The sequence below is a fragment of the Nocardioides sp. QY071 genome (assembly GCF_029961765.1).
GTDB lineage: Bacteria > Actinomycetota > Actinomycetes > Propionibacteriales > Nocardioidaceae > Nocardioides.
In genome coordinates this window covers 922,041-946,486 of the sequence record NZ_CP124681.1, presented here as the reverse complement: position 1 = coordinate 946,486, position 24,446 = coordinate 922,041, and the positions used below count along the sequence as shown (strand labels likewise).

Here is a 24,446-nt window from a genome sequence, read left to right as displayed (position 1 = left end):
CGCCGCGCGGGCAAACGGGTTTCGGTCAGGGCGTGATCGAGGCCGACGGGGTGACGCTCGCGGACGGCGTCGGGGTCGGCGTCGGGGTGGTCGGCTCGGTCGGCGTGGGCGTCTCGGTCGGCGTCGAGGTGTCGACGGGCGTCGCCGGGTCCGTGCCCTGCGTCGGTACGACGGTCGCGGTCTCGCTCGGGGTCGGCGTCGGCGTCGGGGTCTCCTCGGCCGGCAGCTCCTGCTGCTGCTTGTCCTTGCCTGTGTCGTCGCCGCCGCCGAACACGCCACCGATGGAGGTGTGGTCCTTGCCGTCGGTGCCGCCGGTGATGGTCGAGACGCTCTTGCCGGCGATCAGCTCGACCACGCTGATCGCGACGACCGCGATCAGGAAGACCATGCCGGCCAGCAGCGCGAGTCGCTTCCACGGCAGCGCCGCCCAGCGGTTGCCGCCCGGAGCCGCGGCGGTGCCGTCGGAGCCGTCAGGCTCGTCGGGTTCGGCCGCGTCGACGGCGTCGAGCACCTCGGTCGCCTCGACGTGCCGGTGGGCGCGGGCCGCCTCACGCTCCAGCGCCGCGGCCTGCACCTCGGCGACCCGGCGCCGGCTGGTCTCGATCCCCTGCTTGTAGAGGGCCGAGCTGACCGTCGCGATGACGCTGCCGAGGGCAGCGCCGATCAGGGTCCCGGCGGCACCGAGGGTCGACAGCAGGACGGCGACCGTGACGGCCGCACCGGCGCCCGCGAAGGTGGCGGGCCAGTCGATGCTCGGCCCGCGTCGTACCCGCTCCTCGGTGTCGCCCGCCACCGTCAGTCGGTGCCGTTCGCGGCGATGAAGGCGAGGATCTGCTCGGACAGCTCGGGACGGCACACGATCACGTCGGGCAGGTAGACGTCGGCCTGGTTGTAGGCCAGCTCGCTGCCGTCGACCCGCGAGGTGAACAGGCCCGCGGCCCGCGCGACCGCGACCGGCGCGGCCGAGTCCCACTCGTACTGGCCGCCCGCGTGCACGTAGGCGTCCGCCACGTCGCGCACGACCGACATCATCTTCACGCCGGCCGAGCCCATCGGGACGAGCTCGGCGTCGAGCTCCTTCGCCAGCGCCTCGACGAACGCCGGCGGGCGGGTGCGGGAGACTGCGATCCGCGGCCGCTGCGAGGTGCGCGCCGGGACGACCGGCGGGGTGCCGGTGTTGAAGGTCTCGCCCAGTGCCGGCTGCGCGACGGCACCGGCGACCAGCTCGCCGTCCTGCCAGAGCGCGACGTGCACCGCCCAGTCGTCGCGCGGCGGCTCGGAGAACTCCCGGGTGCCGTCGAGCGGGTCGACGATCCAGACCTTGCTGGCAGTGAGCCGGGCGTCCTTGTCGGCCGCGCTCTCGAGCGCCTCCTCGGACAGGACGGCGTCGTCGGGACGGTACGTCGCCAGGAGGTCCATCAGCAGCACGTGCGCCGCGCGGTCGCCGGCGTCCTTGAGCTCCTTGCCCGCCAGGCCCTCGGTCCGCACCTCCAGCAGGCGGCGGCCGGCCTCCTCGGCCAGCCAGGCAGCAAGGAGGTGGTCGTCGGCGACGACCTCGGGAGCGGGGGTACCGGGCTCGAAAGTCACGCCGCCAGCGTAATGGGCCGCTCGAACCCGGGCGCAGTCGTGCCGGTGGGCAGGACAGCGGGCCGCCGAGTGCCCCCGAATCGTTCGATCGAACGGTTCGAGGGGGTTCCGGGCCCCATTCCTCCCCCGATCCGTTCGATCGAACGGTTCGGGGGAAGGCGGCTCAACTGTTGAAGCGGGACTGCGTCTTCTCGAGGCCGTCGGCGATGAGGGACTCGACGGCGTCGGCGGCGGAGTCGACCTGGAACGGCAGCTCCTTGCGCTCGACCGTGCCGTAGTTGGACAGCACGAAGTCGGCGACCTCCTGGCGACCCGGCGGGCGGCCGATGCCGGCCCGGACCCGGTAGAAGTCGCCGGTGCCCAGCGAGGAGCGCATCGACTTGAGGCCGTTGTGGCCGTTGTCGCCGCCGCCCTTCTTGACGCGCAGCGTGCCGAAGTCGATGTCGAGCTCGTCGTGGATCGCGATCACCCGGTCGGCAGGGACCTTGTAGAAGGTCGCGAGCGCCTTGACCGGGCCGCCCGACTCGTTCATGTACGAGCGGGACTTGGCCAGCACCACCCGGGGGCCGGGGACGCCCGGGGCGCCGAGTCGGCCCTCGACGACGTCGGCGCGGCCGGTCTTGTGGGCGCGGAAGCCGCTGCCCATCCGGCGGGCGAGCTCGTCGACCACCAGGTAGCCGATGTTGTGCCGGTGCCCGGCGTACGACGGGCCGGGGTTGCCGAGCCCGACGACGAGCCAGACGTCGGCGCTGGTCGCGTCAGCCACGAAGGTCTCCTCGTCGGGTACGGCGGTGCTCCCCGGCGCGGGCGTCCGCGCCGGGGAGATGAGACGGCCCAGGTACCACCTGAGCCTGCCGATCACTCGGAGTCGCCACCCTCAGCGGCCTCGGCCTCGGGCTCGTCCCGCTCGATGCCGGCCTCGGCCTCGGCCTCCTCCAGCTCGGCCTCGGCCTGCTCGGCGGTCTGTGCGGCGGTCACGTTGACGACCAGCGTGTCGGCCTCGGTGAGCAGCGAGACGCCGTTCGGCAGCTCGATCTGGCTCGCGAGGATCTGGGTGCCGGCCTCGGCGCCCTCGACGCTGACCTCGAACTGCTCGGGGATGTGGGTGGCCTCGGCCTCGACCTGGACGGTCGCGTTCTCGGTGACGACCAGGGTCTCGGCGGCGGCGTCGCCCACGACGTGCACGGGGACGTCGACGGTGACCTTCTCGCCACGCTTCACGGCGACGAAGTCGACGTGCTCCAGGACGCGGCGGACCGGGTCGACCTGGACCTGCTTGGTGAGGGCGAGCTGCGACGTACCGTCGAACTCGAGCTCGAGGACCGCGTTGGCGCCACCGTGCTTGATCGCCATCATCGTGTCGTGGCCCGGGAGGGTCAGGTGGACCGGCTCGTTGCCGTGGCCGTAGACGACGGCGGGGATCTTGTTCTCGCGGCGGATGCGGCGGGCGGCGCCCTTGCCGAACTCGGTGCGGACCTCGGCCTGGATCTTCTCGGTGCTCATGGGGATCTCCTGATCGTCGCGTGGTGGTGGCGGCTGCCCGGAGACGAGAAACGCCGCGCTTCCCTCACCCGGTGACCGGCAGGGCGCGCGGCGTCATGAAGACGTACCGGCCCAGTCGATCACGGAGTCACAGAAGCGGGTGCTCCCTCGCCGAGGCAACCGGAGAAGACTACTCGCGACGGGCGGGCCGGACGAAATCGTCACTGGTACGGGTCGGTGATCTCGCGCAGGTCGGTGAGCGCCGCCCGCAACGCCGCCATCCGCTCCGCGCCGAGGTGGCGCGTCCACTCCCGCTCGATCGCCCGCTCCTCGCGGCGCGCGACCCGCTGGACCTCACGCCCGCGCGGCGCGATCACCACGAGCCTGGCCCGGGCGTCGGCGGGATCCGGCACGCGTTCGACGTACGCCGCCCGCTCGAGCTGGTCGACCAGGACGCTCGCGCTCTGCTTGGTGATCCGGGCCTGCTCGGCCAGCTCGGTCACCCGGATCCCCTCCTCGCTCAGCCGGGCGGCGACCCGGCCCATGGCCGGCGTGATGTCGCCGTAGCCGGCGGCCGCGACGGCGTCGGAGACCCGCTGCTCGACGTAGCGCGCACCGATGAACATCAACAGTGCCGGGTGTGCCATCGCATCCTCCTCGGGCCTTGACGAATTGGTCAGTCAGACTGACTATATCAGCCAGGGAGACTGACCAAATGGAGGTCGACATGGACAAGGCCGCGATCTGGGCGCACATCCACGCCGAGCGCGCCGCGCTGGCGGCGACACTGGCCGACCTCGACCCCGCCGACTGGGCGCACGACACGCTCTGCCCCGGCTGGACCGTCCACGACGTCGCCGCCCACGTCATCTCGACTCCTCGGATCGGGTGGGCGCAGATGCCCGGGATGACGGTGCGCAACCTCGGTCGCGGCTACAACACGATGATCTACCGCGAGGTGAAGCGGCTGGGAGCGCGCGAGACCCGCGAGAGCATCCTCGGCGACTTCGAGCGCTACGCGACGAGCACCCACCACGTCCCGACCACCACCTCGGTCGAGCCGCTGATCGACGCGCTCCTGCACCATCAGGACATCGCCCGGCCCCTCGGCGTACGACGCGCCATGGCGCCGGAGGCGGCGGCCGTGGCCGCCGACCGGGTACGACGCCTCGCCTTCCTCATGGGCTCGGGCAAGCTCGTGCGCAGCGTGCGGATGGTCGCCACCGACGTCGCCTGGGACCGCGGCTCCGGCCCGACGATCACCGGGCCGATCCAGGAGCTGCTCATGCTCGCCTCGGGCCGGGCGCCCGACCCGGACCTGGTGAGCGGCGAGGGGCTGGCGGCGGTCGCCACCCTCTCCTGAGCCTCGAGCCGACGCCGTCAGGCCAGCCGGACCAGCGACCGGCCGTCACCCTCGACCAGCGCGCCGTCGGCCGCGCGCCCCGTGCACAGGAGCAGCAGCTCCAGCATCGGTGCCCGCACCTCGGCTCCGTCGCCGTGGCTCCACGCGACGTCGGTCGCGACCAACCGGACGCCGCCGAGGCGGGGCCGGCCGAGGAAGAGACCGAGCCGCAAGGCCGTGTCCGCGGCGGCAGCAGCCGCCTCCGGCGGCGCGTCGCGGTGCAACCCGAGCGGCCGGACGATGTCCTGGACGTGCACGAGCACGTCCATCAACGGCTCGAGGTGGCCCGTGAACGGCGTCGAGACGCGCGAGCCGTCGTACGTCTCGTACTGCTCGAGGATGGCAGGGATCTCCGCCCGCCCACGCCGGCGGCCCTCGAGCAACCCGACCCTTGGCACCCAGAACCCGCCGCGGACGCACGCGCGCAGGAACGGTCCCCAGGTCATCTGGGGCACGGAGATCACGTGCGCGGCGACGTCGCGGACACTCCAGCCGGGACACACCGACGGCGTGGCCCAGGCCGCGTCGTCGAGCCCGGCCAACAGGTCCGCCAGCGCGCGGCGCTGCTCGTGGGTGTGCTGCCACGCCGTGTCGACGTCCATCGGGGCACCTCGCTTGGTAGTCTCCCCTCGATAGTCAGAACTTCTGATCATCTTGTCAAGGAGCAGTCGTGCCCGATCCCTCCCCCACGCCGCTGCTGCTGTTCATCCCCTACAGGTACGCCGAGAACGCGTCCCTCGAGCACCTCGCCGCGCGGGGCTTCGACGACCTGACACTGGCCCAGGCACGGGTTTTCGCGCGGATCGCGGACTCGGGCTCGCGGTTGACCGAGCTCGCCGAGTCGGCCCAGGTCACCAAGCAGACGGCCGGTTACATGGTCGACCAGCTCGAGGCCGGTGGGTACGTCGAGCGCGTGCCCGACCCGACCGACGCGCGGGCCCGACTGGTGCGGGTCGCCGGGCGCGGCGAGCAGGCGCGGGCGGCCGCGACGGAGGCGCTGCGGCAGCTCGAGGCGACCTGGGAGGCGCACCTCGGGCCGCGCCGGATGGCCGCGCTGCGCGACGCCCTGTCAGCGCTGCGCGAGATCACCGACCCGTACCTCTGAGTCCGGCGAACGGCCAGATACGTCTTTATACTTCGACCAAGTATAAAGTCGTATCACCCGCGGGAGGCGGCATGCCGAGCAATCCCTACACCCCCGGCCAGGTGCCCCGGATCCTCGCCGGGCGGGCCGTGGAGATGCGCCGGATCGAGGGCCTGCTGGCCCGGGTCGCGACGTACGGCGAGCTCGGCGGACCACTCATGGTGTTCCACGCGCCGCGCGGGATCGGCAAGACGTCGCTGCTGCGCGCGGCGCAGCGCGGCGCCGTCGAGGCCGGCTTCGTGACCGCGTGGGTGGCCTGCTCCCGCCAACAGCCGGTCCTCTCGGCGATCGCGCACAGCGTCGCGCGGGCGCTCGAGCGGGCGGACGCCGTACCCACGGACAAGAGGTGGCGCGGCCAGCTCGACCGGCTGACGGTGGAGGTCGGCGTACCAGGGGCGAAGGTGCAGGCCGAGGTCGCGCGCAAGGAGACGGCGACCGCTCCCCCACAGGCCGCGATCGGCATGCTCGAGTCCCTGCTCCACGACGCCGCCTCGTCGGTCCGCGCCCACGGCGGCTCGGGCCTGTTCCTGCTGCTCGACGAGCTGCACACCGCCTCGGCCGACGAGATGTCGGTGCTGCTCAACACCCTGCAGAACCTCGACGGCGAGCGCACCGAGAACCCGCTCGCCACCGTCGCCGCCGGCCTGCCGGTCACCCCCGAGGCGCTCACCCGGGCCGCGACCTTCGGTGAGCGCAGCACCTTCGTCTCGCTCGACGTCCTCTCCGACGACGACGCCCGCGCCGCCCTCGTCGGCCCCGCCGAGGCCGAGGGGGTGGCCTGGACGGACGGCGCCCTGGCGGCCGTGGTGGCCGAGTCGCGCGGCTACCCCTACCTGCTCCAGCTCCTCGGCTCCACCACCTGGGACGCCGCCGGGCCCGACGCCGGCACCCGGCTGACGCTCGCCCACGTCAAGCGCGGCCTGCCCGTCGCCCGCGACCAGCTCGCCGCGATGCACCGCGCCCGCTGGGGCGCGGCCTCCCGCCTGGAGCAGCGCTTCCTCGCCGCGATGGCCGCGGCCGGCGACGGCAACGTCACCCGCGCGGCCATCGCCGCGGGCATGGGCGTCGACTCCCGCGCCATCAGCGTGCCCCGGGAGCGGCTGATCGAGAAGGGCGTGATCGAGCCGGTCGGTCACGGGCTGGTGCGGTTCACGCTGCCCGGGTTCGGGGCGTTCGTGCGAGCTCTCGCGGACGCCTGAGGGCCAGCGTCGGGGTCGGGGTCGGGGTCCGGCCAGGGTGCGGGGTTGGTGCGCTGCGTGAGGGACTCACGGTGTTGGTTTGGCTCGCTTCGCTCGCATGTCGGGCGCGCTTTGACGCGTTGCCTTCCTCCGCTGCGCTCGCTGGCGCTCGCTCCGCTTCGTCCAGGCAACGCGGCGCGCCCGACGGAAAGCACTCAGCCGAATGTCGTGCGGTCGCGCACGACATTCGGCTGGGTCTCGTCGCGCCGCCCGCCGTTTCTGGACGGAGGAGCGAGCGAGGAACGAGCGAGCGGGGGAGGAAGAAACGGCGTTGGCAGGCGGCGCGACATGCGCGAGCGGAGCGAGCGCCAAATGGCTCAGGCGTGGCCGTCGAACATGCTCGTCACCGAGCCGTCCTCGAACACCTCACGGATCGCCCGGGCCACGAGCGGCGCGATCGACAGCGTGGTGAGCTTGTCGAACTGCTTCTCGGGCGGCACCGGCAGCGTGTTGGTGATGACGACCTCGGTGGCCGAGCAGTTCTTGAGCCGGTCCACGGCGGGGTCGGAGAGGATCGCGTGGGTGGCGGCGATGATGACGCCCGCGGCGCCGTCGGCCATGAGCGCCTCGGCGGCCTTCACGATGGTGCCACCGGTGTCGATCATGTCGTCGGTCAGCACGCACATGCGGCCCTTGACGTCGCCGACCACGCGGTTGGCGACGACCTCGTTGGCGACGTCGGTGCGGCGGGTCTTGTGGATGAACGCCAGCGGTACGCCGCCGAGTCGGGCCGCCCAGCGCTCGGCGACCTTGATCCGGCCGGCGTCGGGCGAGACGACGGCGAGCTCCTGGTCGCCGTACTTCTGCTTGATGTAGTCGGTGAGGATCGGCAGCGCCATCAGGTGGTCGACGGGGCCGTCGAAGAAGCCCTGGAGCTGGTCGGCGTGCAGGTCGACGGTGATGATCCGGTCGGCGCCCGCGGTCTTGAACAGGTCGGCCATCAGGCGCGCCGAGATCGGCTCGCGACCGCGGTGCTTCTTGTCCTGGCGGCTGTAGCCCCAGAACGGCATGACCACGGTGATCCGCTTGGCGGAGGCGCGCTTGAGCGCGTCGACCATGATCAGGTGCTCCATGATCCACTCGTTGATCGGAGTGGTGTGGCTCTGGATCACGAAGGCGTCGCAGCCGCGCACCGACTCCTCGTAGCGGACGTAGATCTCGCCGTTGGCGAACTCGTACGCCGAGGTCGGGACGAGGGCCTGGTCGAGGATCTGAGCGACCTCGTCGGCCAGCTCGGGGTGTGCTCGTCCGGAGAAGACCATCAGGTTCTTCTCGGTCGTCCGCTTCAGACCGCTCACGCGCGTGACTCCCCCTGGTCGCCGAAGGTGGTACCTAGGATTCTGCCCGCTCGGCGGCGTCGCCCCCAAGTCCGGGTCCGTTTTCGGACTGTTCATCGGTGGCGCCCGCCACAGCAGCCACAGCAGCCTCCGCGGCCGCCGCCTGCGCCGTGCCGGCCCGGTGCGAGGCGACCCAGCCGTCGAGGTTGCGCTGGGGTGCGGCGCTGACGGCGAGCGCACCGGCCGGCACGTTGCGTCGTACGACGGTCCCGCCGCCGGTCGAGGCACCGTCGCCGATCTCGACGGGCGCGACGAAGGTGTTGTTGGAGCCGGTCTTGGCCTGCTTGCCGACGACGGTGCGGTGCTTGGCGACGCCGTCGTAGTTGGCGAAGATCGTGCCGGCGCCGATGTTGGTGCCCTCGCCGATCTCGGCGTCGCCGACGTACGACAGGTGCGGGACCTTGGCGCCGTCGCCGATCTGCGCGTTCTTGGTCTCGACGAAGGTGCCGATCTTGCCGTCGGCGCCGAGCAGGGTGCCGGGCCGGAGGTAGGCGAAGGGGCCGACCGAGGCGCCGGCGCCGATGACGGCGAGCTGCCCGTGGGCCCGTACGACACGCGCGCCGGCGCCGATCTCGCAGTCCTCGAGCGTGGTGTCGGGGCCGATCACGGCGTCCTCGGCGACGACGGTCGCGCCGAGGAGCTGGGTGCCGGGGAGGATCGTGACGTCGGGGGCGAGGACCACGTCGGCGTCGATCCAAGTGGTCGCCGGGTCCATCACGCTCACGCCGTCCCGCATCCAGCGGGTGACGATGCGGCGGTTGAGCTCGCGGCCGAGGTCGGCGAGCTGGGCGCGGTCGTTGGCCCCCTCGGTCTGCAGCGCGTCGTCGATCGGGTGCGCGGTGACGACGAGGTCCGCGTCGCGGGCCAGGCCGATCGCGTCGGTGAGGTAGTACTCGCCCTTGGCGTTGTCGTTGCCGATCCGGCCGACGGCGTCGGCGAGGAAGGCTGCGTCGAAGGCAAGGATGCCGGAGTTGATCTCGGTGATGGCACGCTCGGCCTCGGTAGCGTCCTTCTCCTCGACGATCGCCTGCACGACGCCGGCCTCGTCGCGCACGATCCGGCCGTAGCCGAACGGCTCGGCGACGATGCCGCTGAGGATGCTGACCGCAGCCCGCGCGGCACGGTGCGCCTCCGCGAAGGCCCGCAGTGTCTCGGCCTCGAGCAGGGGCGTGTCGCCGTTGGCGACCAGGACGACGCCCTCGCCCGGCGATCCGTCGAGCGCCTCCAGAGCCATCCGTACGGCGTGCCCGGTGCCGAGCTGCTCCTCCTGGACCGCCAGGACGGCGTCGGGCCGCAGCTCGCTCACGTGGGGCGCGACCAGCTCGCGCTGGTGTCCGACGACGGTCACCAGCCGGACCGGCTCGAGCGCGCCGACCGCTGCCAGGACGTGACCGATCATGGTGCGTCCGCCGATGCGGTGGAGGACCTTCGGGGTCTTCGACTTCATGCGGGTGCCGCCGCCGGCGGCGAGGACGATGACGGTCAGGTCGCTCACGTCGCCACCCTAGACGCCCCGGATCGGCGAGCGTCAGCGCCCGTCCAGCCAGGCCAGCACCGCCAGCACCCGCCGGTTGTCGTCGGCGGCCTGGGGCAGGTCGAGCTTGGTGAAGATGTTGTTGATGTGCTTGCCGACGGCCTTCTCGGTGACGACCATCCGCGCCGCGATCGCCGCATTGGAGCGGCCCTCGGCCATGTGCGTGAGCACCTCGCGCTCGCGGTCGGTGAGCCGGTCCAGAGGTCGTGACCGCGCGGAGACGAGAGCGGCGACCACCTCCGGGTCGAGCACGGTGCCGCCGGAGGCCACCTGGTGGACGGCGGCGAGAAACCCGTCCACGTCGGCGACCCGGTCCTTGAGGAGGTACCCGATCGCGCCCTCTCCCCCGGCCAGCAGGTCCCGTGCGTAGAGGGGCTCGACCCACTGGCTGAGCACCAGCACCGGGAACGCCTGCCGCGTGGCGCGCACCGCGGTCGCGGCCTCGAGTCCCTCGGTGGTGTTGGTCGGCGGGAGGCGTACGTCGACCACGGCGATGTCGATGTCGTCGCGGGTCAGCGCCCGGGCCAGTGAGGGCGCGTTGTCCACGGCCTCGACGACCGAGATCCCGCCGGACTCGAGGATCCGGGTGAGGCCCACGCGCAGCAGCGCCTGGTCCTCGGCGAGCACTGCTCTCAGAGGGGCAGGCACGGCACCTCCATCCGGACCGTGGTCGGTCCACCGGTGGGACTGTCGAGGGCCATCGTGCCGTCGAAGGCGGCGAGCCGGCGCACGACACCCGCGAGCCCGGAGCCGGCAGCGTCGGCTCCCCCGCGGCCGTCGTCGCCGGCGACGAGGCGCAGCCGCCCGTCGTCGTACGTCCCGGTCACCCAGGCCCGGCTCGCCGCCGCGTGCTTCACGGTGTTGGCGAGGCACTCGGCGACGGCGAAGTAGGCGGCGGACTCGACGGGAGCGGGCAGCCTCGGGACGCTGACCGAGACGGCGACGGGGACGGGCATGGCGACCGCGAGCGCCTCGATCGCGCCGGCGAGTCCGCGGTCGGCGAGGACCGGCGGGTGGATGCCGCGGACCACGGAGCGCAGGTCGTCGAGGGCGTCCATCGTGGTCTCGCGGGCCTCACGCAGCAGGGCGGCGGCAGCTGCCGGGTCGGTCTGCAGCAGCTTCTCGGCGAGCCCGACGCTCATCCCGACCGAGGCGATCCGGGCCTGGGCGCCGTCGTGGAGGTCGCGCTCGATGCGGCGCACCTCGGCCGCGGAGTGGTCGAGCGTCTCGGCCCGGGACTCCTCGACCTGCCCGACCCGCTCCTCGAGCTCGGCGACCCGGTCGTGGCCGAGGATGGCGCGCTCGGCGCGGGCGCGGGCCCGGACCAGCGGCTCGGCGGTGACCCACCACGCCAGCAGCAGCGGGCCGCTGAAGACGAACAGCAGCACCCAGGCCCAGTCGCCGGCCGTGAAGGCCAGGATCAGCCAGGTGATCGGCGTGGTCAGCAGCAGGACCGGCAGGGTCGAGAGCACGAAGCCACCGGTCGCGGCGAAGCAGAGGAAGCCGAAGTCCCGCCAGCGGGCCGAGTCGCGCAGCCAGTACGCCGGCCGGACCAGGGCGACGCCCCGGGCCGGTGCGTACGACGTCTCGATCGACTCCCCGAGCAGCCGCCCGCTCATCCGGCGGTGGACGCCGGTGAGCGCCGCGGTCGCGGGGACCACGCCGAGCGCCAGCAGGAAGCCGACCCCGACGAGCCCGAGCGGGATGCAGAGCAGGGTGAGGATGGCCAGCGCCAGGCCGGGGACGAAGGAGACGGCGTACCCGGCGGCCACCAGGCTCAGCCGCAGCCGCTCCCGCAGCCCGGCCTCGTCGACCGGCGTCACGGGCAGCGGTCGGATCGGAGCCAGCACGTCCATCGTGGCCAAGTCTGTCATCGCGCCGTCTCCCGTGCGGCGCTGCGCACCGCACCGCGTGCCGACCCGATGGTCAGCACGACGACCGCGGCGACCACGACGGGCGCCAGCCACAGGCCGCCGTCCGGGACCACGCCCTCGTGGCGGGCGACGGCGAACGGGACGACGGTGGTCAGTGCGGCGACGGTGCCGAGCACGACGCCGACGACGGCGACGACCCCCGCCTCGGCGACCACCGAGCCGCGGACCTGGCGGGGCGTCGCGCCGAGCAGCCGCAGCCGGTGCAGCTCCTCGCGGCGGTGCGCGATCGTCGCGACGAACGCGTTGACGACCATGATCGCGGCGAACAGCGAGACCATCCCGACGACGACGTTGTTGAGCAGGTTGATCGTGTCGCTGTCGGCGGTCCCTCCCGGCAGGGTGCGCTGGTCGATGTCGACCAGCATCAGGGTGCCGACGGCGGCCGAGGTCAGCACGACGACGGGGGCGAGCACGCCGGCGAGCAGGTGCGCCCGGCGAGCGGTGTTGTACGACGCCAGGTGCGCCGTCGCGGAGGTGCCGGCCAGCAGCCGGACCGGACCGGCACCCCAGCGGAGGAGGACAGGCGCGAGCACGGCCATCCCGACGCCGACCAGGATCGAGCTGGAGCCGCTGGTCGACATCGCGGCGTACGGGTCGGCGTCGTGCGCGGTCACGGTGATCGTGATGACGGCCATCGCGATCCCGTAGCCGATCAGCAGCAGCGCGACCGCGACCCGCCACCACCGCATCCGGCCCTGCTCGCCGCCGCTCTCGCGGGCCACGACCCCGGCGGGACCGCGGGTCGCGCGGCGGGCGGCCACGCTCGCGGCGAGGGCGGACACGACGAGGACGAGGAGGGCGGCACCGCCCACCGAGGCCGGTCCGGCGTCGTACTCCGTGCGCTCGGAGACCAGTCCGCCGGAGCGGATCATCGCGAACAGCGCGCGACCGGTCAACGAGGCGAGGAGGGCGCCGGCGACGGCGGCCGTCACGGCGATCGCACCGCACTCGCGAGCGATCAGCCGGCGGGCCTGGCGAGGCGTGGCCCCGATCGTGCGCAGCAGGCCGATCTCGGTGGCGCGCTGGGTGGTGGTGATCCCGACGGTCGAGGCGACCGAGAAGAGCACGATCACCGCGCCCCAGCCGCCGACGACGGCGCCGAGGATGACCAGCGTGTCGGCGTCGGTGCCGGACGCGGCGCCCGACGACTCGGCGAGGGTGGCGAAGGAGCCGATGAGCAGGGTGCCGAGCAGGACCGCCAGGAAGGTGGCGACGGCGGCGCGCGGACGGTGGCGCAGGCTGCGCAGGGCCAGGGCGTTCATCCCGCTGCTCATGCCGACACCAGCTCGTCGAGGTGGGCCATCTGGCCGGCGACGGCGTCGGCGGTGGGGTGGGTCATCCGGCCCGCGACCCGGCCGTCGACGAGGAAGACGACCTCGTCGGCGTACGACGCCGCCACGGGGTCGTGGGTCACCATCACCACGGTCTGGCCGAGGTCGGTGACGCTGCTGCGCAGGACGCCGAGGACCTGGCGGGCGGTGGCGGAGTCGAGGGCGCCGGTGGGCTCGTCGGCGAGCAGCACGTCGGGCGAGGTGAGGAGTGCCCGGGCGATGGCGACCCGCTGCTGCTGGCCGCCGGACAGGCTGCCCGGCAGGTGGTGCGCCCGGTCGCCGAGGCCGACCCGGTCGAGCAGGTAGCGCACCCGCTCGCGGTCGACCCGCTTGCCGGCGAGGCGGCTGGGGAGGCCGACGTTCTGGGCGGCGGAGAGGTACGGCAGCAGGTGGAAGCCCTGGAAGACGAACCCGATCCGCTCGCGGCGCAGCCGGGTGCGGCGCTCCTCGTCCCAGTCGGTGACGTCGGTGCCGCCGACGAGGACCCGGCCACTGGTCGGGTTGTCGAGGCCCGCGGCACAGGACAGGAAGGTGGACTTGCCGGAGCCGGACGGCCCCATCACGGCGGTGAAGGTGCCCCGCCGGAAGGCGAGGTCGATGCCGGCGAGCGCGGCGACGGTGTTGTCGCCGGCGCCGTAGGTGCGGGTGAGGTCCTGGACCTCGAGCGCGGTGTCGGACATGGGTGCCTCCTGGCGTCGGAATCTGGTGTCTCCGACGCTAGGAACTGCGGGCGTCGCGCTCGATGGGCCTGACCTGCCGATCCGGGGTGGGGTTTTCCCCACCCCGCCGCCGGACGCAGGATGGGAGGAGCCACCGAAGGGACCACCCGTGGACGACACTCTCGAGCAGCACGCACGCGACCTGGCCACCACCAACCGCTACCTCACGCTCGGCACCGTGGACGCGGACGGCCTGCCCTGGACCTCCCCGGTCTACTTCAGCGCCACCGACGACCTGCGCCGGTTCCTGTGGGTCTCCTCGCCCGCCTCGCAGCACTCGCTCAACCTCACCGCCCGGCCCGCGGTCAGCCTGGCCGTGTTCGACTCGACCGTCGCGCCGTACCACGGTCGCTGCCTGTACGCCGCCGGCAGCGCGACCGTGCTCGAGGGCGCCGACCTCGAGGCCGGGCTGGCGTCGTACCCGGGTCCGGCGGAGCGCGGCGGCTCGGCCATCGCCGTCGACGACGTCACCGGCGACGCCCCGTGGCGGCTCTACCGCGCCGACGCGACCGCGCTGTGGGTGCTCTGCCCGCGCGAGCCGCGGCAGCCGTGCCCGCGGCACGGGCGCGCCGACGACCACCGCGTCCGGATCTGGTGAGCCCGCACTGTTGGAGCGTTTTCCACAGTTCGGCGAAAGAGCGTGCATCTGCGGCCGATCAGGCGTATCACCAGAGATGAAAGTGTGAACGATCGAAAGGGAGCACGACGATGTGTGACCACTCACCCGAGTGCCCGGCCGCCGGGGACCCCGACTGCTGCACCGCCCACGTGACCGCCGACCACAGCGAGCAGGGCTGGTGCCGGCTCTGCAACGGCGTCATCCTCTTCGACGACGGCGCGTACCTCACGCCCGAGGGACAGGCGATGTCGCTGCCGCGCTCCGCCTGACCGGGGTCGGCCTGGGCCGGGAGCGTACGGTCGGAGCATGCGCACGACCGCCCGGCGGCTCGCCCGCCTGCTGACCGGAACCACCTACGTCCTGCTCGGCGTCGACGCCCTGCGCACCCCCGGCGGCCGCGTCGCCGCGGCCGGGCCGCTCCTCGCGACCCTGCGCGGCGTCGTACCGCTGCCGGAGGACGACACCCTTCTCGTGCGTGCCAACGGCGCGGCCCAGGCCGCCGGCGGGGCCGCCATCGCGGCCGGCGTGCTCCCTCGCACCGCCGCCCTCGGGCTGATCGGCTCGATGGTCCCGACGACACTGGCCGGGCACGCGTTCTGGAAGGTCGAGGACCCCGCCGCGCGCAAGCAGCAGCAGGTGCAGCTGCTCAAGAACCTCGCCATGATCGGCGGGCTGGTCCAGGTCGCGCTCGACAGGGATGAGTGAGCTCCCCAGGTAGGAGTCGAACCTACGTCGCTTGTCCTGATTCAAAGTCAGGCGGGCCCTGCCGGCAGACCAACTGGGGATTGCGGGAACAGCGTAGGGCCCGCCTGGCGGGGCAGCACCTTGGCCCGGCAGACCAACTGGGGATTGCGGGAACAGCGTAGCGACGCAGAACGGTCGGGCCCCGAGAGACCCGACCGTTCCCGAACGCGCTGGCCTCAGGCAGCCGGCCCGAGGCAGAGCAGGGTCTTCTGCTTCTTGTTCTCCAGCGGCTGCGCGCTGTTGGCGCACTCCTCGCCTGCCTTGCCGACCGAGACGACCTTGACGACAGACGTGTTGCTGGCGCCCTCGGTGCACGCGACCTTCGTGGCCGGAGTGGACATGCCGCCCAGGTCGAAGCAGTCACCCTTCGCGGCGTTCAGCGCCAGGCACAGGTCCGCGACGTTGCCGGAGTCCACGCGGCCGACCGAGATCGTGTAGTTGAGCTCGGCGTCGTCGCAGCTGCCCTTGTCACTGACGATCTTGTAGACCGCCTCCGCGTCGCCGCAGTCGACCTCCTTGTGATCGGCGTCGAAGCTCGAGCCGGTCATGACCAGGCACTCACCCACGTCGGGCGCCTTGGCCTGCTCGATCTTCTCCGTGCCGAAGTACTTGATGCCACCGATCACCGCCATCACGATGACCGCGACACCGACACTGCCCAGCTTGAGCAGCAGGCTCTTCCCCATTCGAGATTCCCTTTCGAGGTCAGGGCGATCCCGAGCCACCCACAACAAAACGAGACGCCACCTACCCCGGCGAACCATCACCAAACCTGGTGTCCGGCAGGTGGTCAGTAGGTGAGCGGCGCCCAGGGGTCGACGTCGTACCGGCCGTTCGGCTGCAGGGTGATCGACTGGATGCCGACAGGCCGGCCCTCGCGGTAGGTCACCAGCGCGATGCTGGCGGGGCGGCGGAGCTTGCTGCCGATGGCGATGGCGTACGCCGCACCGCCGGTCGTGCCGAGCGTGTAGGTGTAGCCGATCCGGCCGTCGTCGGCCGTGACCGCGGTCGGGCCGGTCTGCACGTGGATGTGCCCGCCGAGCACCAGGTCGACGCAGCCCCGCTCCAGGGCGGGCTTGGCGATGTTGGCGTCGTGGACGAGCAGCGTGTTGACCCGGTCGCCGTCCTCGTCGGCAGCGCACGCGGCGTCGCCGAGCAGGTCGGCGACCTCGGTGAAGCTCAGGCCGGTCTGGTCACGCCAGTCGCCGAGACCGCTGGAGCGGGGGTCGTCGACGCCGAGGATCCGCGACCCACCGGGGCCGTCGATCACCTCGTCGTCGAAGTAGGTCCAGCCGAGGTCCTCGAGGTGACTGCGCACGAAGCCGCCGTTGTCGTGGTTCCCCGCGACCGCCCACCGCCCGTCGAGGTCCTTGAACGTGGCCGCGAGGGAGTCGAGCGAGAACGCCTCCCAGCGGCTGCCGGTCGAGGTGTCGTCGCCGGCGTCGAACACGGCCGTCGCGCCGCCCGTCTCGCCGATCGCGCGGGCCACCTTGTCCATGCCGACGTTGTCGTGGCGGTCGGAGACCAGCAGGACGACGGTCTCGCCCTCCTCGGGCTTGCGCAGGTCGAGCATCGCCGCGTCGTCCGCGGCCTCGGAGTAGAACTTCAGGCTCTCGTCATAGCTGCTGATGCCGCTCTCGATCAGCCGCCGCGACTGCGCCGTCGTCGCGTCGGCCATCACCTCGACCCCGTCCAGCTCGTCGGGCAGCGGCACCTCGGGGCCGAGGAAGTCGCGCAGCGAGCTCCAGTGCTCGGCGGGCGGGTCGGTGCGCCCCCAGCCGTACGGCACGACGGCCGCGACGGTGAGGGCGACGGCGAGCCCCGAGACGGCCAGGCCCCGCCGGGTCGGCAGCCCGGCGTACAGCTCCTGGCGTCGGGCGCGCCCGACGAGGGCCCACACCAGGAGCGGTACGGCGCCGAGCACGGCGCCCTGCACCAGCGCGGCCAGCGCCATCGCCTCCACCGCCCGCTGGGCGACGGCGATCTGCCCCTCGGGCTGCGAGGCGATCGCGGCGTACCGCGAGGTCAGCTCCTCCAGCGTCGCGGCGTCGGTCTTGCCCAGCTCGACCTCGACCCCGACCCGCGAGCCCGACGGCATCCGCAGGTCCGGCAGCACCGGGCCCATCCGAGCGACCACCTCGCCGGAGAAGTTGGGGCTGAGCCTCGCCTCGTGGCTGGCGATCTCGACGGTCCGCTCACTGTGCAGGAAGATCGCGCCGGCGATCGCCAGGGACAGGACCACCCAGGTCCCGACGTACGCGAGGACCTTGAGGAAGCGGCGGACCGGCATGCGGCGGACCAGGCGGATCACCCGCGGGCGCGGGCCTCCGCGACGGCGTACAGCGTGACCGACGCGGCGACACCGGCGTTCAGCGACTCCAGCACACCGGCCATCGGGATGGACATCAGCCGGTCGCAGCTCTCCGCGACCAGCCGGGACAGCCCGTCGCCCTCGGAGCCGACGACCAGCACCAGCGGGCCCTCGACGAGGTCGGCGTCCGCGGTCAGCTCGGGCAGGGTCAGGTCGCCGTCGGCGGCGAGGCCGATGACGAAGCAGCCAGCCTCCTGGTAGGCCTTGATCTGCCGGGTCAGGTTGACCGTCTGCGCGACCGGGCAGCGGGCGGCCGCCCCGGCCGACGTCTTCCACGCGGCAGCCGTCATCGAGGCCGCGCGACGCTCGGGGATGACGACGCCGTGGGCGCCGAAGCCGGCGGCGCTGCGCACGATCGCGCCGAGGTTGCGCGGGTCGGTGATCGAGTCGAGCATCACCACGAGCGGCTTCTGGCCGAGGTCGTCCGCGGCGTCGAGGAGGTCGTCGGGGTGGGCGTACTCGTACGCCGGGATCCGCGCGGCGAGGCCTTGGTGGACCGCGCCGTCGGTGAGCCGGTCGAGCTCGCCGCGGCTGACCTCGAGCAGACCGATGCCGTTCTCGGCGGCCAGCCGGAACACCTCCCGCAGCCGGCCGTCGCGCTCGGCGCCCTCGGCGACGTACACCGACGTCACCGGCACCCGCTCGCGCAGCGCCTCGACGACCGGGTTGCGCCCGGCGATCCACTCGTCGCCGCCGGGCTTGCGCCGCGGGCCGCCGCGCTGGGTCCCGGCGCGCTTGTCGGCCCGCTTGCGGGCCTCGGCGATCTTGTGCGCCTTGTGGTACTCGCGGTCGACGGCCTTGGGCGTGGGGCCCTTGCCCTCCAGGCCGCGACGGACCTTGCCGCCCGTCCCTCCGGTCGGCTTCTTGCTCGACTTGCGGATCGCGCCCTTGCGGCTCGAGTTTCCGGCCATGGTCAGCTCACGCTCCAGGTGGGTCCGTCGGGGGTGTCGGTGACCTCGATGCCGGCCGCCTTGATCCGGTCGCGGATCGCGTCGGCGCGGGCCCAGTCCTTGTCGGCGCGCGCCTGGGTGCGCTCCTCCAGCAGCCCGGCGACCAGCGCGTCGACGGCGGCGGTGAGCCGCTCCTCGGCGCCGGAGGCACCGGCGCCGGCCCAGGTCGGGTCGGCCGGGTGCACGCCGAGCACGTCGAGCATGGCGCAGACCGCGCCCGCTGTGGCGGCGACGTCCTCGCCGGCGGCCAGCTGGCGGTTGCCCTCGCGCACGGTGTCGTAGAGCACGGCCACCGCGGCCGGCGTACCGAGGTCGTCGTCCATCGCGGCGGCGAAGGCGTCCGGCAGCGCACCGCCCGAGCCGGTCGAGCCCGTCGAGCCCGTCGAGACCCCGGCCCTGTCGAGGAAGGAGACGATCCTCTGGTAGCCCGCAGCCGCCTCGTCGAGCGCCTCGAACGAGAACTCGACGTGGGAGCGGTAGTGGGCGGCGACCATGTAGAACCGCAGCTCCGCGCCGCTCACCCGCTGCAGCACCGAGGGGATCGAGAGGGTGTTGCCGAGCGACTTGCTCATCTTCTCGCCGGCGGTCGTGATCCACGCGTTGTGCATCCAGTACGACGCGAAATGAGCCCCCGCGGCGCGCGACTGGGCCTGCTCGTTCTCGTGGTGGGGAAAGCGCAGGTCGACGCCGCCGCCGTGGATGTCGAACGCCTCGCCGAGGTACTTGCCCGCCATCGCGGAGCACTCGATGTGCCAGCCCGGGCGGCCGCGGCCCCACGGACTGGGCCAGGACGCCGTCTCCGGCTCGGAGTCCTTGCGGCCCTTCCACAATGCGAAGTCGCGGGGGTCCCTCTTGCCGCGCGGGTCGGCGTCGGCGGCCGGCTCCATGTCGTCGACGCCCTGGTGGGTCAGCTCGCCGTACGACGGCCAGGAGCGCACGTCGAAGTAGACGTCGCCGCTGCCGTCCTCGGCCGGGTAGGCGTGACCCCGGTCGATCAGCCGCTCGATGAGCACGATCATCTCGGGGATGTGGCCCGTGGCCGCGGGCTCGTACGTCGGCGGCGCGACGTTGAGCGCGGCGTACGCCTTGTCCAGCTCGATCTTCATCGCGTAGGCGAGGTTGTACCAGGGCCGGCCCTGCTCGGCCGACTTCGCCAGGATCTTGTCGTCGATGTCGGTGATGTTGCGGATGAACGTGACCTCGTAGCCGCGGTGGCGCAGCCAGCGCTGGAGGACGTCGAAGTTCACCGCCGAGCGGACGTGCCCCACGTGGGGCTCGCTCTGGACCGTCAGGCCGCACACGTACAGACCCGCCCTGCCCTCGTGGAGGGGCACGAAGTCGCGCACTTCGCGGGTCGCGGTGTCGTAGAGCCGGATGGTCACGCCGCCAGTCTAGGGATCCGCGCGGGTCCGCCTCACATCGTCAGCGGACCCGCCTGCCACGGCGGGCTCGGTCAGCGCTTGACCTTCTTGGCCTTCGAGGTCGCGGTGGCCGAGGCGCACGACGGCTTGGTCCCGGTGACGACCACGCTGATCTTCTTGCCGCGGTCCTTGCGGGTCAGCTTGTACGACGCCTTGACGGCCTTCCCGAGCGGCTTGATCGCCTTGCCGTTGCGCAGCCACTGGTAGGTGAGCGTCGCCCCGTCCCACCCGGCGACCTTCGCCTTCAGCTTGGCGCCGGCCACGGCGCGACCCTTCACAGTGACGACGGCGGCGGGCAGCGCGCAGGCGGCCTGGCCGGTGCTCGGCGGCTGCACGCCCGGGCCGACCGGGTCCACCGGGTCCACCGGGTCCACCGGCGTGGCGCGGACGACGTCGGAGGGTGCCGAGGCGGCGAGGAACACCTGCCACCACGTGGAGCCGGTCATCCGGACGCCGACGGAGATCCGGTGCCCGATGTCGGCGGTCTGCAGCTGGTACGTCGCGCCGGTCGCCCCGGCGATCAGCTCGCCGTCCCGGATCCAGCGGTGGGTGGCCCCGGCGGTCGCGTTGGCAACGGTCGGTGCGGCGAGGGTGTCGCCGACGGTGGTCGCACCGGCGACCGACGCAGACACGACCGTCGGCTTGGTGCCCACGGCGAGCGAGGGAGAGGTGCGGGTGCCGGAGACCTGGACGCTCACCCGGCGGTCGATGTAGCTGCCGTCGACGGAGTTGCCGTCCGCATCGGTCAGGGAGACGTGGAGGCGTGCCTCGATCTTCGTGCCGGCCATCGCCGCGGTGACCGGGAACGAGCCCGTCGCCTGGTGGCTGGTCGCCTCGGGCTGCGGCACGCCGTCGACCAGCCACTCGATCTCGCTGTAGTAGGTCTGGGCGGGCGCCCCGAAGGCGGCGGTCAAGGTCTGGCCCGGCGCGGCGGTGCCGGTGACCGCCAGCGGCTTGGAGAGCTGGGCGTGTGGAGTGCCGACCATGTTGACCTGGGCGCTCATCACGGCCGGCAGGTAGCCCGGCAGGCTCGCGGTGACGTCGACGTAGACCGAGTTCTGGTCCTGGGCGGCGGTCGGGGTGAAGGTGGCTGACGTGGCACCCGGGATCGGAGCATAGAGGCCGCCGTCGCTGGCGTACCACTGGTAGGACAGCTGGGCGCCGGTCGGGCGCAGGCCCTCGAGACCCGTGACGGTCAGCGGCTTGCCGACCTCGAACGTGCCGTCGATGATCGGCGCGCCCGGCACCATGCCGAGGCCGGTGGCCGGCATCCGGACCTCGAAGGTCTTCGACGTGTCGGTCGCCGTCCAGCTCTCCGCGGTCTCGACGGAGGTGGACAGGGTGCTGTCCGAGCGCCAGCAGGTGCTCCGGTGCCGGACCTCGGGCAGCCAGAGCTCGTCGCCGGCCTGGCCGGCGTAGCCGTCGACGAAGCAGACGCGGTACGCGGTCCCGGCGGCGAGATAGCCGCTGACCTGGAACCGGCCGTTCGCGTCGGTCAGCTTCGGCCCGAACTGCAGGCCGACCCACCTGCCGTTCTCCTGGTGGTAGACGTCCCAGTAGACGTTGCGCAAGGGCTGGCCCTGCTCGTCGAGCGCGACGCCGACGATGGTCGGCGCGGCGGAGGCGGACACCGCGGTCAAGGGCACGACCACCAGCGCGAGCAGCGCGGCAGTGAGGACGGACAGCAACAGGCGGACGGATCGAAGCACGACGCGCACCCTCCCCCGGTGAAGGGTCGCCAAAACACCGGGGAGCGCGATGTGACGCAGGCAACGACCGGACTCGCCACAGTGTGACGGGAGTGACGGATGTGACGTACCGTGGGCCAGTGCGCCGGTCCTTCCCCGTTCCCGTCGTGTCCCTGACCCTCGCCCTGGTCGCCTGCCTGGCGGCCGGACTCGCGGTGGTCGCCGGCCAGCCCGGCAGCACCGCCGCGGAGCACCGCCCCGAGGCGGTCGCGGCGGCCGCCGTGTCGTCGCGCCAGGTCCACCTGCAGCGCTTCGCCGCGCCGCAGACCTGGAAGCAGACGGCGACCGAGCGCCGCTACGGTCGCACCTACCAGGGCAGTCGCTGGAAGAGCCCGTGGGTCGCGCCGGGCTTCGACTACACCGAGCTGATCACGTCGTGGTCGGCCCGCACGCCCGGTTCGAGCTGGATCTCGGTCGAGGTCCGGGGCCGCGCCGCCAGTGGTGCGAAGACATCGTGGGACACGGTGGCCCGCTGGGCCGCGAAGGACAGGTTCCTCTCCCGGCGCTCCGGCGGCACCCAGGGCGACGACGGCACCCGGCTCGCGACCGACACCTGGCGCACGGCCGGGCTGGCGTCGCACCGGATCCGGGTGACGCTGCGTCGCGAGGCGGGCCGGAAGTCCCCGCGCGTCGACCTCGCGACCGTGATGACCTCGCGGCTGCCCGCCGTCGGCGCGGTGTCGGCACCCGGCGTCGCTCGGGGCGTCGAGCTCGCGGTGCCGCGCTACTCGCAGATGATCCACACCGGCCACTACCCGCAGTGGGGAGGTGGCGGCGAGGCGTGGTGCTCGCCGACCTCGACCTCGATGGTGCTCGGCTACTACGGCCGGCTGCCCGGGCCCGGCGGCTACGGCTGGGTGCCGGGTGGGCACCCGGACCCGTGGGTCGACGCGGCCGCGCGCTCGACGTACGACCACGCCTACGACGGCACCGGGAACTGGACCTTCAACACCGCGTACGCCGCCCGCCGGCTCGGCCCGTCCGGGGAGGCGTTCGTGACCCGGCTGCGCGACCTCACCGACGCCGAGCTGCTGGTGCGGGCCGGGATCCCGCCGGTCATCTCGATCGCGTTCTCCCGCGGCGAGCTCACCGGCGCCCCGATCTCCGCGTCCAACGGGCACCTGCTCGTCATCGTCGGGTTCACCGCGACCGGCGACGTGATCGTCAACGACCCCGCGGCGGCGAGCGCCGACGGCGTGCGGCGGGTCTACTCCCGCGCTCAGCTCGAGAAGGTCTGGCTGCAGGCCTCCGGCGGCGCGGCGTACGTCGTCCACGACGCCGCCCACCCGCTCCCGGCAGCGCCGGGCGGCAACTGGTAGCGCTCGGCCCGGCTCAGGCCGAGGCGGTGACGTCGATGGTGTGCCAGCCCGTCGCACCATCGGGCACGACGTCCGCGATCGCCCCGGTCTGCGTGCGCCCCTGCTCGTCGACCGCGCGCACCCGGAGCTGGTGCTCGCCGGGCGTGAGGTCGAGGACGGCGCGCCACTGCACCCAGGTGTCGGCGTTCGGGGTGCTCGCGAGGCTCGCGGGCTGCCAGCTGCCGCCGTCGACCTGGACCTCGACGCCGGAGATGCCGGTGTGCTGGAACCAGGCGACGCCGGCGCAGACCAGCTCGCCGGCGGGGACGTCGGCACCGTCGCCGGGCACCTCGATCTTGGAGGCGATCTTGACCGGCCCCTGCGCGGACCAGCCCTTGTCGGTCCAGTAGGCCGTGAAGTCGTCGAAGCTCGTGACCTCCATGTCGACCACCCACTTGCACGCCGACACGTAGCCGTAGAGGCCCGGCACGATGGTGCGCACCGGGAAGCCGTGCTCGATCGGCAGCGGCTCGCCGTTCATCGCCACCGCGAGCATCGCGTTGCGCTCGTCCATCAGCGCGGCCAGCGGCGTCCCGCAGGTCCAGCCGTCCTCCGAGGTCTGCAGCACCGCGTCCGCGCCCGGCAGCGGCTTGGCCTCGGCGAGGATCGCCGCCAGCCGGACCCCGCTCCACCAGGCGTTGCCGATCAGGTCGCCACCGACCTCGTTGGACACGCAGTTGAGGGTGATCCAGTCCTCGGTGATCTCGCGACGCACTAGGTCGGCGTACGTCAGGCGGAGCTCGCGCTCGACCTTCCCGTGGATCCGGATCTCCCAGTCGACGGGCGCGATGGTCGGCTTGATGATCGCGGTGTCGATCAGGTAGAAGTCGTCGTTCGGCGTCTGCCAGGGCGAGAGGCCCTCGACGTCGACAGTCACACCGTCGGGTACGGCGGGCGCGGTGACGCCCTCGATCCGCAGCAGCCGCCGGCTCTGCTCGGCCTTGCGGCGCGCGTTCCCGGCGATCCGCCCGGCCAGTCCGCCGATGACGGTCACCGCCGCCATCGCGCCGGCGATGGCGAAGAAGCTCCGTCGGGTCGGCAGGGCGTCGTCGGTCGGGCCGGGGATGTCCTCGACCAGCTCCCAGCGCCGCAGCCACTCGGCGAGCAGGGCCAGGGCCACCAGCCAGCACAGCAGGCCGACCACGATCGGCGCGAGGTCGATCAGGCTGGGCGTCGGCTTGGCGAGCACGGCGACCACGGCGATGCCGGCGAGCACGACGTACCCGGTCACGGCGGCCCACCACTGCCGGTGCGCCAACCGGCCGAACCACGCGAACAGCAGGGCGACGACGAGCAGGAGGCCGACGACGAGCACCTTCTTGTCGGCGGTGTCGAAGGTGTCGATCGCCCACTTGGCGACCGGGCCGGGAGCGATCGCGATGACGCCCTCGGCGACCGCGACGACCGGCGAGTCGCGCACGTGGAGCAGGGCGGCCGCGGCGTAGCTGACCGCAAGGCCGACCGCACCGGCGATCAGCCCGGCCAGTGGCCACCAGGCGCGGGAGGTCCTCACGGGCCCGATTGTTC

The 24,446-nt window shown here is 72.8% G+C and carries 25 protein-coding genes and 1 tRNA gene; 7 read left to right on the top strand and 19 right to left on the bottom strand.

What is annotated here, in order from left to right; translation table 11 throughout:
* Window positions 1-25: 25 nt before the first annotated feature.
* The 5 genes from QI633_RS04490 to QI633_RS04470 form a co-directional block, all read right to left on the bottom strand.
* Window positions 26-793 carry a hypothetical protein gene (locus tag QI633_RS04490; RefSeq protein WP_282428249.1) on the bottom strand — a complete coding sequence of 256 codons (768 nt, stop codon included), beginning with the start codon at window positions 791-793 and terminating at the stop codon, window positions 26-28.
* Between the two features lie 2 nt (window positions 794-795).
* Window positions 796-1,587 (bottom strand): 3'(2'),5'-bisphosphate nucleotidase CysQ, encoded by a 792-nt coding sequence (locus QI633_RS04485; protein ID WP_282428248.1) that lies wholly within the window; start codon window positions 1,585-1,587, stop codon window positions 796-798.
* Between the two features lie 163 nt (window positions 1,588-1,750).
* Entirely contained in the window at window positions 1,751-2,353 is a 603-nt protein-coding gene (gene pth, locus QI633_RS04480; RefSeq protein ID WP_282428247.1) for an aminoacyl-tRNA hydrolase, read from the bottom strand.
* 92 nt (window positions 2,354-2,445) lie between these two features.
* Entirely contained in the window at window positions 2,446-3,090 is a 645-nt protein-coding gene (locus tag QI633_RS04475) for a 50S ribosomal protein L25/general stress protein Ctc (protein WP_141800237.1), read from the bottom strand.
* Window positions 3,091-3,290: 200 nt separating this feature from the next.
* Complete coding sequence (locus QI633_RS04470; protein WP_141800238.1) at window positions 3,291-3,716, bottom strand: MarR family transcriptional regulator; 426 nt, start codon at window positions 3,714-3,716, stop codon at window positions 3,291-3,293.
* A gap of 68 nt (window positions 3,717-3,784) precedes the next feature.
* Between QI633_RS04470 and QI633_RS04465 the strand changes: the two genes are divergently transcribed.
* On the top strand, window positions 3,785-4,432 hold the full coding sequence (locus QI633_RS04465) for a maleylpyruvate isomerase family mycothiol-dependent enzyme (protein ID WP_141800239.1): 648 nt from the start codon (window positions 3,785-3,787) through the stop codon (window positions 4,430-4,432).
* Between the two features lie 17 nt (window positions 4,433-4,449).
* On the opposite strand, the gene QI633_RS04460 is transcribed toward QI633_RS04465, so the two are convergent.
* A complete protein-coding gene (locus QI633_RS04460; RefSeq protein WP_141800240.1) occupies window positions 4,450-5,073 on the bottom strand; it encodes a maleylpyruvate isomerase family mycothiol-dependent enzyme in 624 nt (207 codons plus the stop codon).
* 68 nt (window positions 5,074-5,141) lie between these two features.
* Between QI633_RS04460 and QI633_RS04455 the strand changes: the two genes are divergently transcribed.
* Window positions 5,142-5,576 carry a MarR family transcriptional regulator gene (locus tag QI633_RS04455; protein ID WP_282428246.1) on the top strand — a complete coding sequence of 145 codons (435 nt, stop codon included), beginning with the start codon at window positions 5,142-5,144 and terminating at the stop codon, window positions 5,574-5,576.
* A gap of 71 nt (window positions 5,577-5,647) precedes the next feature.
* The gene (locus tag QI633_RS04450; protein ID WP_282428245.1) at window positions 5,648-6,814 is read left to right on the top strand and encodes an ATP-binding protein; all 1,167 of its coding nucleotides are present in this window, start codon (window positions 5,648-5,650) and stop codon (window positions 6,812-6,814) included.
* 356 nt (window positions 6,815-7,170) lie between these two features.
* Here QI633_RS04450 and QI633_RS04445 read toward each other — a convergent pair whose 3' ends face one another.
* From QI633_RS04445 to QI633_RS04420, 6 genes are read right to left on the bottom strand one after another with little or no spacing between them, the layout of a single operon-like run.
* Window positions 7,171-8,151: a ribose-phosphate diphosphokinase gene (locus tag QI633_RS04445; protein ID WP_186348242.1), complete on the bottom strand. Its 981-nt coding sequence runs from the start codon at window positions 8,149-8,151 to the stop codon at window positions 7,171-7,173.
* Between the two features lie 34 nt (window positions 8,152-8,185).
* Window positions 8,186-9,685, bottom strand: coding sequence for a bifunctional UDP-N-acetylglucosamine diphosphorylase/glucosamine-1-phosphate N-acetyltransferase GlmU (glmU, locus tag QI633_RS04440; RefSeq protein WP_282428244.1), 1,500 nt, complete (start codon window positions 9,683-9,685; stop codon window positions 8,186-8,188).
* A gap of 33 nt (window positions 9,686-9,718) precedes the next feature.
* Window positions 9,719-10,360, bottom strand: coding sequence for a response regulator transcription factor (locus QI633_RS04435; protein ID WP_141801226.1), 642 nt, complete (start codon window positions 10,358-10,360; stop codon window positions 9,719-9,721).
* Window positions 10,357-11,580: a histidine kinase gene (locus QI633_RS04430; protein WP_282428243.1), complete on the bottom strand. Its 1,224-nt coding sequence runs from the start codon at window positions 11,578-11,580 to the stop codon at window positions 10,357-10,359. The genes QI633_RS04435 and QI633_RS04430 overlap by 4 nt, the downstream gene beginning before the upstream one ends.
* A gap of 14 nt (window positions 11,581-11,594) precedes the next feature.
* Entirely contained in the window at window positions 11,595-12,932 is a 1,338-nt protein-coding gene (locus QI633_RS04425) for an FtsX-like permease family protein (protein WP_282428242.1), read from the bottom strand.
* Window positions 12,929-13,669, bottom strand: coding sequence for an ABC transporter ATP-binding protein (locus QI633_RS04420; RefSeq protein ID WP_282428241.1), 741 nt, complete (start codon window positions 13,667-13,669; stop codon window positions 12,929-12,931). Before QI633_RS04420 ends, QI633_RS04425 begins: the two co-directional genes overlap by 4 nt.
* Window positions 13,670-13,817: 148 nt before the next feature.
* On the opposite strand from QI633_RS04420, the gene QI633_RS04415 reads away from it, so the two are divergent.
* The 3 genes from QI633_RS04415 (at window position 13,818) to QI633_RS04405 (ending at window position 15,032) form a co-directional block, all read left to right on the top strand.
* Entirely contained in the window at window positions 13,818-14,306 is a 489-nt protein-coding gene (locus QI633_RS04415) for a pyridoxamine 5'-phosphate oxidase family protein (RefSeq protein ID WP_282428240.1), read from the top strand.
* Window positions 14,307-14,416: 110 nt separating this feature from the next.
* A complete protein-coding gene (locus QI633_RS04410) occupies window positions 14,417-14,596 on the top strand; it encodes a DUF5999 family protein (protein ID WP_141800249.1) in 180 nt (59 codons plus the stop codon).
* A 37-nt stretch (window positions 14,597-14,633) separates the two neighbouring features.
* Window positions 14,634-15,032 (top strand): DoxX family membrane protein, encoded by a 399-nt coding sequence (locus tag QI633_RS04405; protein WP_282428239.1) that lies wholly within the window; start codon window positions 14,634-14,636, stop codon window positions 15,030-15,032.
* A 1-nt stretch (window position 15,033) separates the two neighbouring features.
* Here QI633_RS04405 and QI633_RS04400 read toward each other — a convergent pair.
* From QI633_RS04400 to QI633_RS04375, 6 genes are all read right to left on the bottom strand, one after another.
* Window positions 15,034-15,112 (bottom strand) — tRNA-Gln (locus QI633_RS04400).
* 135 nt (window positions 15,113-15,247) lie between these two features.
* Window positions 15,248-15,757, bottom strand: coding sequence for a hypothetical protein (locus QI633_RS04395; RefSeq protein ID WP_282428238.1), 510 nt, complete (start codon window positions 15,755-15,757; stop codon window positions 15,248-15,250).
* Between the two features lie 104 nt (window positions 15,758-15,861).
* Window positions 15,862-17,382 (bottom strand): metallophosphoesterase, encoded by a 1,521-nt coding sequence (locus QI633_RS04390; protein ID WP_282428237.1) that lies wholly within the window; start codon window positions 17,380-17,382, stop codon window positions 15,862-15,864.
* Window positions 17,379-18,353: a 23S rRNA (guanosine(2251)-2'-O)-methyltransferase RlmB gene (gene rlmB, locus QI633_RS04385; protein ID WP_141800252.1), complete on the bottom strand. Its 975-nt coding sequence runs from the start codon at window positions 18,351-18,353 to the stop codon at window positions 17,379-17,381. Before rlmB ends, QI633_RS04390 begins: the two co-directional genes overlap by 4 nt.
* 2 nt (window positions 18,354-18,355) lie before the next feature.
* Window positions 18,356-19,774 carry a cysteine--tRNA ligase gene (gene cysS / locus QI633_RS04380; RefSeq protein ID WP_282428236.1) on the bottom strand — a complete coding sequence of 473 codons (1,419 nt, stop codon included), beginning with the start codon at window positions 19,772-19,774 and terminating at the stop codon, window positions 18,356-18,358.
* Between the two features lie 71 nt (window positions 19,775-19,845).
* Window positions 19,846-21,522, bottom strand: a complete 1,677-nt coding sequence (locus QI633_RS04375) for a hypothetical protein (protein WP_282428235.1) — start codon at window positions 21,520-21,522, stop codon at window positions 19,846-19,848.
* Between the two features lie 119 nt (window positions 21,523-21,641).
* Here QI633_RS04375 and QI633_RS04370 point away from each other — a divergent pair, with 119 nt between their 5' ends.
* The gene (locus tag QI633_RS04370; RefSeq protein WP_282428234.1) at window positions 21,642-22,880 is read left to right on the top strand and encodes a peptidase C39 family protein; all 1,239 of its coding nucleotides are present in this window, start codon (window positions 21,642-21,644) and stop codon (window positions 22,878-22,880) included.
* A 13-nt stretch (window positions 22,881-22,893) separates the two neighbouring features.
* On the opposite strand, the gene QI633_RS04365 is transcribed toward QI633_RS04370, so the two are convergent.
* Window positions 22,894-24,432 (bottom strand): molybdopterin-dependent oxidoreductase, encoded by a 1,539-nt coding sequence (locus QI633_RS04365; protein ID WP_282428233.1) that lies wholly within the window; start codon window positions 24,430-24,432, stop codon window positions 22,894-22,896.
* Between the last annotated feature and the right edge of the window lie 14 nt (window positions 24,433-24,446).

Coding starts and splice junctions, on each gene's coding strand:
- QI633_RS04475 (WP_141800237.1), bottom strand. CDS start 3,090: ATGAGCACCGAGAAGATCCAGGCCGAGGTCCGCACCGAGTTCGGCAAG.
- QI633_RS04470 (WP_141800238.1), bottom strand. CDS start 3,716: ATGGCACACCCGGCACTGTTGATGTTCATCGGTGCGCGCTACGTCGAG.
- QI633_RS04465 (WP_141800239.1), top strand. CDS start 3,785: ATGGAGGTCGACATGGACAAGGCCGCGATCTGGGCGCACATCCACGCC.
- QI633_RS04460 (WP_141800240.1), bottom strand. CDS start 5,073: ATGGACGTCGACACGGCGTGGCAGCACACCCACGAGCAGCGCCGCGCG.
- QI633_RS04450 (WP_282428245.1), top strand. CDS start 5,648: ATGCCGAGCAATCCCTACACCCCCGGCCAGGTGCCCCGGATCCTCGCC.
- QI633_RS04430 (WP_282428243.1), bottom strand. CDS start 11,580: ATGGACGTGCTGGCTCCGATCCGACCGCTGCCCGTGACGCCGGTCGAC.
- QI633_RS04425 (WP_282428242.1), bottom strand. CDS start 12,932: ATGAGCAGCGGGATGAACGCCCTGGCCCTGCGCAGCCTGCGCCACCGT.
- QI633_RS04420 (WP_282428241.1), bottom strand. CDS start 13,669: ATGTCCGACACCGCGCTCGAGGTCCAGGACCTCACCCGCACCTACGGC.
- QI633_RS04410 (WP_141800249.1), top strand. CDS start 14,417: ATGTGTGACCACTCACCCGAGTGCCCGGCCGCCGGGGACCCCGACTGC.
- QI633_RS04405 (WP_282428239.1), top strand. CDS start 14,634: ATGCGCACGACCGCCCGGCGGCTCGCCCGCCTGCTGACCGGAACCACC.
- QI633_RS04395 (WP_282428238.1), bottom strand. CDS start 15,757: ATGGGGAAGAGCCTGCTGCTCAAGCTGGGCAGTGTCGGTGTCGCGGTC.
- rlmB (WP_141800252.1), bottom strand. CDS start 18,353: ATGGCCGGAAACTCGAGCCGCAAGGGCGCGATCCGCAAGTCGAGCAAG.